Annotated in this window: 11 protein-coding genes; 2 read left to right on the top strand and 9 right to left on the bottom strand. The window is 45.2% G+C overall.

The genetic code is table 11. The annotated features are described in order from the left end of the window. Position 1: 1 nt before the first annotated feature. The 8 genes from AB4249_RS07435 to prmB form a co-directional block, all read right to left on the bottom strand. Entirely contained in the window at positions 2–859 is an 858-nt protein-coding gene (locus AB4249_RS07435; RefSeq protein WP_009848502.1) for a carbohydrate ABC transporter permease, read from the bottom strand. After that, positions 856–1794 (bottom strand): carbohydrate ABC transporter permease, encoded by a 939-nt coding sequence (locus AB4249_RS07430; RefSeq protein ID WP_010439457.1) that lies wholly within the window; start codon positions 1792–1794, stop codon positions 856–858. The genes AB4249_RS07435 and AB4249_RS07430 overlap by 4 nt, the downstream gene beginning before the upstream one ends. A gap of 181 nt (positions 1795–1975) precedes the next feature. Further along, complete coding sequence (locus tag AB4249_RS07425; RefSeq protein WP_004736057.1) at positions 1976–3223, bottom strand: ABC transporter substrate-binding protein; 1248 nt, start codon at positions 3221–3223, stop codon at positions 1976–1978. A 111-nt stretch (positions 3224–3334) separates the two neighbouring features. Beyond that, positions 3335–4780: an ATP-binding protein gene (locus tag AB4249_RS07420; RefSeq protein WP_372102702.1), complete on the bottom strand. Its 1446-nt coding sequence runs from the start codon at positions 4778–4780 to the stop codon at positions 3335–3337. A gap of 45 nt (positions 4781–4825) precedes the next feature. Next, positions 4826–5554 (bottom strand): response regulator, encoded by a 729-nt coding sequence (locus tag AB4249_RS07415; protein WP_017066145.1) that lies wholly within the window; start codon positions 5552–5554, stop codon positions 4826–4828. 152 nt (positions 5555–5706) lie between these two features. Further along, positions 5707–7164: a protein adenylyltransferase SelO gene (locus AB4249_RS07410; protein ID WP_372102700.1), complete on the bottom strand. Its 1458-nt coding sequence runs from the start codon at positions 7162–7164 to the stop codon at positions 5707–5709. 535 nt (positions 7165–7699) lie between these two features. Next, on the bottom strand, positions 7700–8341 hold the full coding sequence (locus tag AB4249_RS07405) for a LysE family translocator (RefSeq protein ID WP_017060639.1): 642 nt from the start codon (positions 8339–8341) through the stop codon (positions 7700–7702). 253 nt (positions 8342–8594) lie between these two features. Beyond that, positions 8595–9527, bottom strand: a complete 933-nt coding sequence (gene prmB, locus AB4249_RS07400; RefSeq protein ID WP_017060640.1) for a 50S ribosomal protein L3 N(5)-glutamine methyltransferase — start codon at positions 9525–9527, stop codon at positions 8595–8597. A gap of 62 nt (positions 9528–9589) precedes the next feature. On the opposite strand from prmB, the gene smrB reads away from it, so the two are divergent. Then, positions 9590–10120, top strand: a complete 531-nt coding sequence (smrB, locus tag AB4249_RS07395) for an endonuclease SmrB (RefSeq protein WP_017064096.1) — start codon at positions 9590–9592, stop codon at positions 10118–10120. A gap of 111 nt (positions 10121–10231) precedes the next feature. Here the strand turns inward: smrB and sixA are convergent, their stop codons facing one another. Then, positions 10232–10696 (bottom strand): phosphohistidine phosphatase SixA, encoded by a 465-nt coding sequence (gene sixA / locus AB4249_RS07390; RefSeq protein WP_017064097.1) that lies wholly within the window; start codon positions 10694–10696, stop codon positions 10232–10234. A 305-nt stretch (positions 10697–11001) separates the two neighbouring features. Between sixA and AB4249_RS07385 the strand changes: the two genes are divergently transcribed. Next, complete coding sequence (locus tag AB4249_RS07385) at positions 11002–13779, top strand: insulinase family protein (RefSeq protein ID WP_372102698.1); 2778 nt, start codon at positions 11002–11004, stop codon at positions 13777–13779. Positions 13780–13867 lie beyond the last annotated feature (88 nt).

Here is a 13867-nt window from a genome sequence, read left to right as displayed (position 1 = left end):
ATTATCCTTTTACTGATCCTGCCGTTAGGCCACGAACAAAATATTTTCCTGCGAAGACATACACCAACAGCGTTGGCAGCGCGGCGATGATCGCGGCAGCCATATCAACGTTGTATTCTTTAACGCCCGTGCTGGTGTTGACTAAGTTATTTAATGCTACGGTGATTGGCTGAGTCTCTGAGCCGGAATACACCACCCCGAACAAGAAATCGTTCCAGATTGCGGTGAACTGCCAGATCACCGTCACCATGATGATAGGCGTAGAGATCGGTAATAAGATCTTGAAGAAAATGGTAAAGAAGCCTGCACCATCCAGTTTTGCTGCTTTGATCAATTCATCCGGAATCGAGATGTAGAAGTTACGGAAAAACAGAGTTGTAAACGCCATGCCGTAGATAACGTGCACAATCACCAAGCCGATGGTTGTGTTCGCTAGCCCCATCTTGCCGAGCATGGTTGCCATTGGTAGTAGCACCACTTGGAACGGAATGAAGCAACCAAACAACAGTAAGCTAAAGAACAGATTCGAGCCTCGGAATTGCCATTTCGTCACTACATAACCATTGAATGCTCCGAGCAATGTTGAGATTGCGACCGCAGGAATCACCATTTGGAATGAGTTCCAAAAGTAACCTTTGATGCCTTCACATTTCACGCCTGTACAAGCGGTGTCCCACGCTTTATACCAAGCGTCGAACACCCACTCTTTGGGCAAGCTCATCAGGTTGCCCGCCTTGATATCAGGCAGAGTTTTGAATGACGTCAGCGCCATTACGAACAATGGCATTAGGTACACTAAACAGAAGAAAAGCAGTGCTGAATAAATAAAGATTCGAGCAAAATTGATGTTATTCATCATGACTTTTTCTCCCTAAGTTCAGAGTAAAGATAAGGCACGAGAATCGCTAAAATGCCGGCAAGCATCATCATGGCACTGGCAGCACCAAGGCCGATTTGACCACGAGTAAATGAGTGGGCATACATGAATAGCGCTGGAAGATCCGATGAATAACCCGGGCCGCCTGCCGTCATTGCCGTCACAAGGTCAAAGCTCTTAATTGCAATGTGTGAGGTGATGATCACCGCACTGAAAACCACAGGGCGCAAGCAAGGTAAAATGATTTTCAGATAAATAGTGGGTAAGCTTGCCCCATCGATTTGAGCCGCTTTGATGATTGAAGAATCGATGCCACGCAGACCGGCTAAGAACATCGCCATCACGAATCCAGAAGACTGCCAAAGTGCTGCAATCACTAAGGTGTAAACCGACATTTCAGAATTGACGAGCCAGTCAAATTTGAAGTCAGTAAATCCCCAGTCTTGCATCAGCTTTTCAATGCCAAGACCCGGGTTAAGAATCCATTTCCACGCCGTACCCGTCACGATGAATGACAACGCCATTGGGTAGAGATAGATAGTACGAATCGCGCCTTCTTGACGGATGTTCTGGTCAAGTAATACCGCTAAACCAACACCTAGCAAGATAGCAATCGCCATGAATAGAAAACCAAACACACCGAGGTTGGTGATAGAGGTGATCCAACGATCGTTATCCATCAGCTTTTCATATTGGGTTAAACCAACGAAGTTGAAGCTCGGAAGAAATCGAGAGTTGGTGAACGACAGTGCGGCCGTCCAAAATATATAACCGTAGATACACACCACGGTCACTAACGCAGTTGGCGCCAGCACAATTTTAGGTAACCAATGTTGCAACCTGTCAGCAAAACTCGGTTTCGGTGCAGGCTGGCTCCTTGTGGGTTTTGGAGTCGACTCAGTCAAAACATGCTCCATAACTTATCCTTGTTGCACAATCGAGCCAATGGCTTACCTTTCGGCACCACATCAGCATCACGCATATTAGAATTGGGAGTGAAGAGCAGATAGGCTCCCTACGAGCCTACCCACCCTGGGGGTTCGATAAAGCAACACAACCCGTCACTCACGTGCGTTGTGTGTCACTTATCAAGTTAGATTAGATAGCCGCTTTCACTGCTTTTGCTAACTTAGCTGCCGCTTGTTTCGGATCGGCATCTTTCTCATTGAAGAAGTTGGTCACTACGTCATAGATAGCGCCTTGAGCGTAGCTTGTTGTCGCTAGGCCGTGAGCCATACTCGGAACAAGATCGCCAGATTCAGCACTCGCTTTGAAGGTTGCCATTGAGTCCAACGCACATTGGTCAAACTTAGACATATCCATATCTAGACGTACAGGGATAGAACCTTTGTTAAGGTTGAAGACTTCTTGGAAATCTTTAGTAAGAATGGTTTTCGCTAGGTCTTGCTGCGCTTTTTGGTTCTCTTTGTCACTTAACTCAAAGAACGCAAAGCTATCGATGTTGAAGGTAAATTGGCCGTCAGTACCTGGAGCTGGTGCACAGATGTAATCTTTACCCGGCACTTTGCCTGCCGCAGTAAACTCACCTTTCGCCCAATCGCCCATGATTTGCATCGCGGCTTCGCCATTGATAACCATTGAAGTTGCGACGTTCCAATCACGACCTGGAGAGTTGCTGTCGATGTAGTCACGCATCTTTTTGAACTTGGTGAACACTTCCACCATCTTGTCGCCAGATAATACGTCCATATCAAGATCAACGAACGCTTTGTTGTAATCTTCACTGCCTAGAACATCAAGAGCCACCGCTTCGAATACGGTTGCGTCTTGCCAAGGTTGACCACCGTGAGCCAATGGAATGAAGCCAGCTGCTTTAATCTTGTCTGCAGCAACGAAGAACTCATCTAACGTAGTTGGAACCGTCACGCCTGATTTTTCTAAAACAACAGGGTTAGCCCAAAGCCAGTTAACACGGTGAACGTTGACAGGAACCGCCACATATTCGCCATCCCACTTCATCACTTTAGTCACCACCTCTGGCAGTAACTCATCCCATTGTTCTTGTTTAGCAGTCGCATCGAGAGACGTCAGAAAACCTAAACCACCCCACTCTTGAATATCATGACCTTTAATCTGCGCCGCAGATGGAGGATTGCCCGATACTGCTCGAGTTTTCAAAACAGTCATCGCACTTTCACCGCCGCCACCAGCAACAGCAAAATCTTTCCAAGTATGGCCTTGTTCTTCAATCATCTCTTTCAGTACCGCTGCGGATTTCGCTTCGCCACCGGCAGTCCACCAGTGAAGCACTTCCACTTCACCAGCTTGAGAAAATGTTGAGGCAGCAAGAAGAGATAGAGTAAGTAGGGTTTTATTGATTTTCATTATTATCTTCCATGTTTTAGCGGACTCGACGTCCGGTTCAATAAAGAGTCTACTTATTCTGATTGATAAGATTGAAACAAAAGGTAAGCCCTATGTAACACAATTGTTACATTACACTTCTAAGCCTGTGGGGATATAGACTTTGGCTTCTAAGCCGCCTTGAGAGGAGTTGCGAATAATGAGATCTCCGCCGTGTCCGTGCAGGATATTTCGGCAGATCCCGAGGCCAAGTCCGTGTCCTTGGTCGTCCGTTGCTAACCTAAAGTAAGGTTCAAAAACTAACTCTAGCTTGTCTTCTGGAATACCGAGACCACGGTCTTGAATGGTCACGACCACCCAAAGATCATCACCGCTGATTTCAACAACTGCTGAGGAACCATACTTAACCGCGTTGTCGATTAAGTTGGTGAGTACACGCTTTATCGCCAGTGGTTTAGCGACCAATGGCTCAATGACGACCGGCTCGAACTCAACCTTTGTCTGATACTGGTTATGAGATTCAATCACTGCAAGTACCATTTCGTTGAGGTCAATAATGGCATTATTCTCGTGTAGATCGGTGTCTCTTACCGCTTGCAAAGCACCTTTAACCATCATCTCAAGCTCATCGAGATCTTTGTTGAATTTGTCTTTCTTTACTTCACTCTCCAACAACTCTGCACGCAATCTAAGCCGTGTTATTGGTGTCTTTAAATCATGTGAGATTGCAGAGAAAAGGTGCTCACGGTCGGCAACATAGCGACGAATCCGTTGCTGCATTCGATTAAACGCTCGGGTCGCCGTCACCAGCTCAGTAGCCCCCTCTTCGTTAAGTGGCGGCTGCTGAATATCCATACTCATCTCATTGGCCGCTCTTGCTAATTTTTTAAGAGGGCGTACTTGCCGACGAATCATCAAGTAAGTCAAAACCAAAAGAATGAGGGTCGAGGAAACTAAGAAGATCACCTGTTCTCTGCCGAGAATCGTATCGTCGAGTTTGACGTAAGGCGCAGGCAACAACGCGGCGATATACACCCATTCATGACTGGCTAATTCTATCTGAACAACCAGAATAGGAGGGTTAAGAGGTTCTAAGGTTAAAGTATGATGTGCCCACGATCGTGGGAGATCGCTCAAGTAGATGTCATTTTTAAGCAAACGAAGATGTTCAGGGCGAGAGAAATCAACCCGCACTGATTCGACTTTATTGAGCTTGCTACTCAAAACACTTTCTATCGCTTCAATCGAGGCGGTTTTTAAACGGGTATCAGGGATCGGTTCGACAATCAACGCCTCTTTATTGAAAGAAACGAAGAAGCGCGTACCGCCCATATTGCGGATTTGATCCAACACGATATGGCGATATTTAACGGGCAGAGACTGGAAGAAAGTCACCGTCGAGGCAAACATATTGGCCATGCTTGAAGAGGCAGAACGAATCCCCTCCAGTTCTTTGTGTTTGGATTCGCTATACCAAATAGACGTTGCGATACCTTGAGCTATCACCACAGCTAACAAGGTCAGTAACAATGTTCTGGCAACCAAAGAGTTTGGCTTTAACCGACTCAACCCGTTCATAGGAAATACTTCATTGCCGAGGTGCTCATTAACATCACTTGATTATCAGTGTTCATACTGAACAGGCACAGCGAGGATATAGCCATTACCGCGCATGGTTTTGATGTAGTGAGGATACTTGCCACTGTCGCCCAATCGGCTTCTCAGACGACTAAGCTGCACATCAATGCCTCGCTCAAAAGGCAACGCTTCACGGCCTCTGGTCGCGAATGAGATAGTGTCACGGTCGAGAACTTCGTTAGGGCGAGTTAAGAACAACATCAACAGAGAAAAATCACTGCCCGACAAATCCATCTCTTCCGAGTTTTCATTGTGGGAAATTCGATGCGCTAACGTATCAAGCGTCCAATCACCAAAAACAATCTGTTTTGGCAATGCATCACTTGTCTTGTCATCCACCACTTGAACGCGGCGCAACAACGCTTTGATACGCGCCATTAACTGACGAGGGCTAAACGGCTTGGCAATGTAATCATCAGCACCAATTTCTAAGCCGATAATTTGGTCGGTTTCATCCGATACCGCTGTCAGCATGATGATTGGCACATTAGATTGCTTTCGAACTCGCTGACACAAGGTAAAACCATCGTCACCGGGGAGCATAACATCGAGCAGAATCAGGTCTGGATAACCTTGGCTTTGCAGGTGGGTTTCTAATTCAACACCGTCTCCAACAGAAGAGACATCGAAACCCGATTTTGTCAGGTACTCTTCCAGCAGCTCGCGGATTTCTTGATCATCATCCACCACGAGAATTCGAGTATTTGTTGGCATCGCCCAAACCTATTAAATTTACAACTTATTCACATAGTGTATAGGTAGGTCGAGTATTTGATTATTGATATGTTGATAAAATTAGAAGAACAAACAGATAGAGATCACAACTAAGCGACCGCTATCTGTTGGTATTGCATTGATAAGCCGATTTAAGACGAGCAGCTGATCTCCATCGCTTTACCCCACTCTGGTGGTAACGCGGCAAGATGTTCGTAGTCAGGGTGTTCCGCATAAGGATCGGCCAACACCACCATTAATGCGTCAATATCACTGCTATCACCACGCTCTGCTTTATCTATTGCAAGCTGAGCTAGGTAGTTTCTGAGGATGTATTTCGGGTTTACCTGCCTCATCTTTTCGCAGCGCTCTACAACTGAACACTCCTCAAGTTCACAACGTTGCAAGTAGTTATCCACCCACAGCTTCGCAGCATCACGATCGATAACTAAATCAATCACCTCCTGTGGTGGCAAGGTGTCCAAGTTCGACAACGTTCTAAAGAACCTTGGATAATCAACTTTGTTTTGCGACATCAGCTCGAACATAGATTCAAACAAACGACTGTCGCCTTCTTGTTTCGAAAGTAGCCCCAACTTACGACGCATCATCTGACTAAAGTAACCGTTCATTTGCGGTTCGTACTGCTCTAAAGCCGCCTCTAAGTCGGCCTTATCCACCAGCGGAGAAAGTGAGTGAGCCAGTGCCGACAGGTTCCAAAGCCCTATTCTTGGCTGCTGGTTAAAAGCATAACGACCTTGGTAATCCGAGTGATTACAGATCAATCTTGGGTCATATTCATCAAGAAACGCGAACGGACCATAATCGAAAGTTTGCCCGATGATCGACATGTTATCGGTGTTCATCACGCCATGAGCAAAACCATTCGCTTGCCACAACGCAATCATCTCCGCGGTACGGTCAACAATCTGATTAAACATATCAGCGTAGGGTTTCTCTTCATCGAGACACTCAGGGAAGTGCCATTCAATGACTTTATCGGCCAGCAACTTATGCTCAGCCAACTGATTGGTATAAAACAGATGTTCAAAGTGACCGAAACGGATGTGTGATTCGGCAGCACGCACCAACAATGCGCCCCACTCTTGCTTCTCTCGATATACCGGTGTGTCGCTGGTCATCATAGCCAACGCGCGAGTGGTTGGGATATTGAGCCCTGCCATCGCTTCGCTACATAAGTACTCACGAACGGTTGATCGAATAACAGCGCGTCCATCGCCCATACGTGAATAGGGCGTTTTACCGGCACCTTTAAGGTGTAAATCGAACGTTTCGCCACTTTTCGCGACAATTTGAGCTAATAACAGCCCTCTTCCATCACCTAAATCCGGGTTATAAGAACCAAACTGGTGGCCTGCGTATTTCATTGCTACAGGCGAAAACTGCTCAGGTTCAACATTGCCAGATAACGTTTCAAGCAATTCCTCGGAAGCATCATCAAATGACAAAAAACCGAGTTCATCCGCAAGCTTATGATTCCATGCGAGCCATTGGACATTGCTGAGCGGTGTAGGTTGAATTGGGGTATAGAACAGTCGAGGTAATGCAGTAAATCGATTGTTAAATGAAATAGAATCCCAGACAGACATGAGAGATACACTGTAGATAAAAGATAACTTAAGATTATCACAGTTTCGTAACAACTTCAGAAGTGCGATGGCGCTTGTTTATAGAGGTAAGGTGATAAACCATTCCACAAGAAGAAAGTGGTGACTAGGAGTAAATTACTGGGGGATGCTTGCTAGAAGAAGATGACTAAGAAAAAGTTAAGTGGCTAGCCTGATGAGAAAAGCCACATTTATAAGAGAAAGAGTTCTGACTTTGAAGACTTTTTAACAAGTGATTTCATAATAAAAACTAAAACTATAGAGCCATGAAGCTGACTACATTAGAGCAAGAATACCCACTAGAGAAAGGGTAGAGAAAATCCAAGTACGACTGATTACGCCAAAGTTACTGTGTTGAATCATTTCTTGATGCTGCATATGTCTCTCCTTGAGAACGTGATGGTGTAACTACAATATATCGGCTTTTCGCCAAAAGCAGCAAGCACATTAATATTAACCTTTTATGACAGCATCAAGAATATTCTGTAACCATTCACCTCTCTGATAAAACAGAAAGTTATGCTCGACTGGTCGTCGAAAGCAGTGCGCCAGCCCCAATAAAGACACCTCCAGTGACACGATTAAAGACCTTGGCTCGACCTTTCGCAAACAACCAATTTGACGACTTCGCCCCCAAGTAGGCATACACCAATAACCAAGACAATTCCATCACTGCGAAGGTAAAAGCAAACACGGTAAACTGTGGTAATAGCGCAATTGAGGGATCAATAAACTGTGGGAAAAGTGCAGTAAAAAACAAGATAGCTTTGGGGTTACTCGCGCCAACAATAAAGCCACTTAAGTAATGCTGCGCAGCGCTTTCTTTGACAGATTGAGCACCGCCTTGTTGATCCGATAACTTGTCATAATCTTGTTGGCTAGAGCGCAGAGACTTCCAACCGAGGAAGATCAGATAAGCTGCACCAGTCCATTTTATGACATTAAATACCACTTCAGACGAAGCAATAATTACCCCTAGCCCGGTAAACGATAAAGTTAAAATACCAGTAATCGCAGTTAAGCTCCCCAAGGCAGTAAATATCGATAATTTAAAGCCAGATTGCACACCTTTGGTCATGCACAATAAAGAACTTGGGCCTGGTGATGCCGTTAAAATTAGCACCGCTAATAAATAATAAATCCATGTATCAAAGCTCATCGTGAATCCTCCTTAACTCACTAAAACGACTAAATATTAAACACCAATATGTAATAAGCCCTCATATTAATCAACTAAATATTGCGCTTAACGTCTTCGATATAAATGCAAACATCTTTAATCTAGGTAATAAAAAACGCCATGCATTGCTGCATGGCGTTTAAATAAAAACGTTTCAAATCGAACGTCTTACTAGATGTCAGGTTCTAAGCTTACAGCCCTAAGATAGGGGCACTAACCTAATAATTGAAACCTAGTCTTTGTAGATAGAGAACTCATCAGCGCAAGCAACAAGCTGCTCACGAGTGATCATGAATACGCCATGACCACCGTTAGAGAATTCAATCCAAGTGAATGGAATCTCTGGGTACTGATCCATCATATGAACCATTGAGTTACCAACTTCACAGATAAGAATACCGTCGTCAGTTAGGTAGTCTGGTGCATTAGCTAAGATGCGACGAACCAATTTCAGACCGTCTGTACCCGCTGCTAGGCCAAGTTCTGGCTCGTGAGTAAACTCATCTGGCAGGCTGTTCATATCTTCTTCGTCCACGTAAGGTGGGTTAGATACGATCAGGTTGTATTTCTCTTTTGGCAAATCACGGAAAAGATCTGAACGGATTGGGAACACTTGCTGCTCCATGCCGTGATCTTGAACGTTCTGCTCTGCAACTTGCAATGCGTCAGTAGAGATATCAATCGCATCTACTTCAGCGTCTGGGAATGCGTGAGCACAAGCAATAGCGATACAACCACTACCCGTACACATATCCATGATGCGAGTTGGCTCTTCAGTTAACCAAGGTTGGAATTGAGCTTCGATCAGCTCACCAATTGGAGAACGAGGCACAAGAACGCGCTCATCAACGAAGAACTCAAGACCACAGAACCAAGCTTTGTTGGTTAGGTAAGCCGTTGGTGTACGATCATTAATACGCTTGATTACGCGCTCAACAATACGTAGACGTTCGCTGCTCGTTAGACGAGAGTTCATCACATGCGAAGGAACATCAATCGGCAGATAAAGAGTAGGTAAGATAAGTTGTACTGCCTCATCCCACGCGTTATCAGTGCCGTGACCATAAAATAGGCCCGCTGCGTTAAAGCGGCTAACAGTCCAACGAATCACATCTTGAAGCGTGTGTAGTTCTGATACCGCTTCTTCTACAAAAATCTTATCCAAAATTGTCTCCGAAAAGCGCTACAATACTGCTAATTACGTTTCTAATTAGAATTCATAACCTGATGAGCAAAAAAGACACCGACTTCGATGACGATTTCGCCCTGTTCAACGATGCAGTAAAGGGCGTTAAAAAGTTGCAACAGGATACCATAGTCCAGCAGCCAAAAAGAAATGCCAAGCAAAAAGAAATTACTCGAACGGCAAGACAAGCCAGTGATAGCGAGTTTTATTTCTCGGATGAGTTCATTCCGCATCTTAGCGAAGACGGTCCGACGCGTTATGCGCGTGATGATGTCTCTAAATATGAGGTCAAGCGCCTCCGTCGTGGTGTCTACGTGCCTGACGTGTATCTCGATATGCATGGTATGACTCAACAAGAAGCCAAACGTGAGCTTGGCGCGATGATTGCGCACTGCGTGAAAGAGAGCGTGGCGTGTGCTTGCGTTCAACACGGTATCGGTAAACACATCCTTAAACAGAAGGTGCCTTTGTGGTTAGCACAGCACCCAGACGTGATGGCTTTCCACCAAGCACCGTTAGAGTTTGGCGGCAATGGCGCGCTGTTAGTCTTGCTTTCGGTTCCTGAGAAGTAATTCTGGTTAACAAACTCTCTCTCACCAAAAAACAACAAAGGGCATCCCAATCATATTGAGATGCCCTTTCTAATTGTCTGCAACTTTGTCATCAAACAGAGCTCAACGAGCTTATGGATTGATGTTCCAAAGCAACTCACCTTTTTGTGTCTCAAGGTTGAAGTCGATACACGCTAGGCCCGAAGTGGGGAACATAGGCGGCGCCATGCCTGTTGCAAACTCTGCAGTTAGGTAGCCAACTAGAGGTAAATGAGAAACAAATAAAATGGTCTCTAGTTTTTCTACTTCAGCCATTGCTAAGGTCAAATCAAACACATCGTCGGACATTCCATAAGGCGTAATATCATCACAGGTTTCTACTTTCTTTCCAGAAAACGCCTGAGAGATCTCTAACCACGTTTCTTGTGCCCTTAAATATGGGCTCACCAGCACTTTATCGAATTGACTAATCCCCTGCTCATTTGCAGCTTGTGCCACGGCAAGAGAAGCCATTTTCCCGCGCTTGGTCAACGCTCTTTCTGCATCCGAGTTGGCAAAATGTTCTGCTTCACCGTGGCGCATAATGAATATTTTCATGTTCAATCCTGTCTTCGTAACATGTCGAAAGTCGATATATCCCATATATCAGCGAAACGCTACTTAGGTTTGGCTCTCAATCCAGAGAAACCGCAGTCAATATAAATAATTATATCAAGTCACTTGCCAAAGAGTTCGACTTTCTTAACAATCTTGTTAAAAGAAAATAAATTACTGATAAAAATCGATAAAAGTGATTTAGAAATCGCCAAAAAGCACTTCATATCCCAAAATATGATCACAAGGTTTGCACGCCGAATCATCGGGTACATAATTTAAAAACCACCTTCTCTGGAGATGCTCCTGTGCACTTAAGCCCAAATGATGAACATCAATACCGCTACATAACCTTAAATAACGGGTTACGTGTACTGTTAGTTCAGGATCAAAATGCTCAAAAAGCAGCAGCCGCATTAGCCGTCAATGTGGGGCATTTTGATGACCCTACAGACCGAGAGGGTTTAGCTCACTACTTAGAGCATATGCTATTTTTGGGAACTGAAAAGTATCCAAAGGTCGGAGAGTTCCAAAGTTTTATCAGCCAGCATGGCGGTAGCAACAACGCTTGGACAGGAACAGAGCACACCTGCTTCTTTTTTGATGTTGAATTGAATGCCTTTGAAACCGCACTCGATCGCTTCAGCCAATTTTTTACCGCTCCCCTTTTCAACGAAGAAGCGTTAGACAAAGAACGCCAAGCCGTTGACTCCGAATACAAGATGAAACTCAACGACGACTCACGACGCTTGTACCAAGTTACCAAAGAACTGGTGAATCACAATCACCCATTCTCGAAGTTTTCTGTCGGTAATATCGATACGTTGGGTGACAGAAACGGCGAGACGATTCGACAAGAGATCTTGGCTTTCCACCAGCAACAATACTCTGCTGACTTAATGACACTGACACTGTCTGGCAATCAGTCGTTAGATGAGATGCAAAGCTGGGTTGAGGATCGCTTTAGCTCAATCACCAATCACAACCTACAAGGCAAAAAGGTTGAAGTTCCGATTGTCGGCGAGTTAAGTACAGGTGTACAAGTCCGCGTTGAGCCGATTAAAGAAGTGCGCAAACTGATCTTAACCTTCCCGATGCCAAGCATGGACGAACACTACGGCGTTAAGCCTTTGTCGTTCTTTGCCCACCTTTTAGGTTACGAAGGTGAAGGCAGTTTGATGATGCAACTCAAAGAGAAAGGCTGGATAACATCTCTCTCTGCAGGTGGTGGCGCGAGTGGCAGTAACTACCGTGATTTCACAGTCAGTTGCTCATTGACCATAGAAGGTTTAACCAAAACCGATAACATCATCCAAGCGATATTTCAGTACATCAAGTTAGTCGAACAACAAGGCATAGAAGAGTGGCGCTACCTAGAAAAACGCGCCGTTTTAGAGTCTGCTTTCCGCTTTCAAGAGCCAGCAAGACCGCTTGATGTCGTCAGCCACCTCGTCATCAACATGCAGCACTACCAAGAGCAAGATGTGGTGTATGGCGATTACAAAATGTCGCATTTCGATGACGAATTACAGCGTTCTTTGCTGCCTTACTTAACCGTAGACAACATGCGAGCGACCATTGTTGCTCAGGGATTCGAGTATGACAGGGAAGCGAAGTGGTACTTTACTCCCTACTCGGTCACACCTTTTAGCGCTGAACAAGTTCAATGCTTTACGTGCATTAACCCCGGTTGGCAGTTTGAACTCCCAAGCAAAAACCCGTTTATTTGCTACGATCTAGACCCGACTGAACTGGAAGGTGACGCTAAGTTCCCACAACTGTTAGAAGAGCTCGATGGCTTTAAGCTATGGCATCTGCAAGACCATCAATTCCGGGTGCCAAAAGGTGTGGTGTATGTTGCTATCGATAGCCCGCACTCAGTCGCTAGCCCAAGAAATATCGTTAAAACACGCTTGTGTGTAGAAATGTTCTTAGACTCACTCGAAAAAGATACGTATCAGGCTGAAATCGCCGGAATGGGCTACAACATGTACACCCATCAGGGCGGTGTAACGCTCACTCTGTCCGGGTTTAGCGAGAAACAGCCACAACTGCTCAATATGATTCTTGAACGTTTCCAAGCACGCGACTTTAGTCCAACACGCTTCGAAACCATCAAGCATCAATTGCTCAGAAACTGGAACAACGCGTCGCAAGATCGCCCTGTTTCGCAGTTGTTTAATGCAATGACTGGGATACTTCAACCAAATAACCCGCCCTATTCCGTGTTAATTGAAGCCCTAGAAACGATAGAGGTCGATGAGCTCTCCTCTTTTGTTCAAGCAATCTTGGCGGAACTTCATGTTGAGATGTTTGTGTATGGCGACTGGAAAAAAGCCGATGCACACAAGATGGCTGAAACGCTAAAAGATGCACTGCGTGTTCAAGATCAGGCTTACGAAGAATCACTGCGTCCGCTCATCATGCTCGGTGAAAACGGCAGCTTCCAACGTGAAGTGGTGTGTAACCAAGATGATTCAGCAATTGTGGTTTATTACCAATGCCCTGATATTTCACCTAAAAATATCGCGCTGTATTCATTGGCAAACCATTTGATGTCGGCCACTTTCTTCCATGAGATACGAACCAAGCAGCAGCTAGGTTACATGGTCGGTACTGGCAATATGCCGCTCAACCGACACCCTGGAATTGTGTTGTATGTGCAATCACCGAATGCCGCCCCTGCTGACTTGTTAGCCTCGATAGATGAGTTCCTCAATGCCTTTTACATGGTGCTGTTAGAGCTTAACGACTATCAATGGCACAGCAGTAAGCGCGGCCTATGGAATCAGATTTCGACACCAGATACGACTTTGCGAGGGCGTGCTCAGCGCTTATGGGTTGCGATAGGCAATAAGGATGTTGAGTTCAACCAAAGAGAGCGCGTATTAGAAGACCTTAAAGGGTTAACTCGCTCTGACATGATGCGTTTTGTGGTTAGCCAGCTAAAACCACGCACGGCAAATCGCCTGATTATGCATGCTCACGGTAATGCTCATAATGAGGAAGAGAAGCTGTCAGCAGGTGTTGAAATTGGCTCTATTGATGAGTTTCAGTTACGCCCGAAAGATACTGAGCTAGGCTGATAAAGCTGGAATGAAAATCATAAGGTTGATGTGAAAGCATCAACCTTTTTTATTGGATGCAGTCCAAAAGCAGATCTCCTATTACGCT

The organism is Vibrio sp. 10N.261.55.F4, from assembly GCF_041470465.1.
Lineage (GTDB): Bacteria > Pseudomonadota > Gammaproteobacteria > Enterobacterales > Vibrionaceae > Vibrio > Vibrio crassostreae_C.
This window is presented reverse-complemented; position numbering and strand designations above follow the sequence as displayed.

Coding starts and splice junctions, on each gene's coding strand:
- smrB (WP_017064096.1), top strand. CDS start 9,590: ATGAGCAAAAAAGACACCGACTTCGATGACGATTTCGCCCTGTTCAAC.
- AB4249_RS07420 (WP_372102702.1), bottom strand. CDS start 4,780: ATGAACGGGTTGAGTCGGTTAAAGCCAAACTCTTTGGTTGCCAGAACA.
- sixA (WP_017064097.1), bottom strand. CDS start 10,696: ATGAAAATATTCATTATGCGCCACGGTGAAGCAGAACATTTTGCCAAC.
- AB4249_RS07435 (WP_009848502.1), bottom strand. CDS start 859: ATGATGAATAACATCAATTTTGCTCGAATCTTTATTTATTCAGCACTG.
- AB4249_RS07415 (WP_017066145.1), bottom strand. CDS start 5,554: ATGCCAACAAATACTCGAATTCTCGTGGTGGATGATGATCAAGAAATC.
- AB4249_RS07410 (WP_372102700.1), bottom strand. CDS start 7,164: ATGTCTGTCTGGGATTCTATTTCATTTAACAATCGATTTACTGCATTA.
- AB4249_RS07405 (WP_017060639.1), bottom strand. CDS start 8,341: ATGAGCTTTGATACATGGATTTATTATTTATTAGCGGTGCTAATTTTA.
- AB4249_RS07425 (WP_004736057.1), bottom strand. CDS start 3,223: ATGAAAATCAATAAAACCCTACTTACTCTATCTCTTCTTGCTGCCTCA.
- AB4249_RS07430 (WP_010439457.1), bottom strand. CDS start 1,794: ATGGAGCATGTTTTGACTGAGTCGACTCCAAAACCCACAAGGAGCCAG.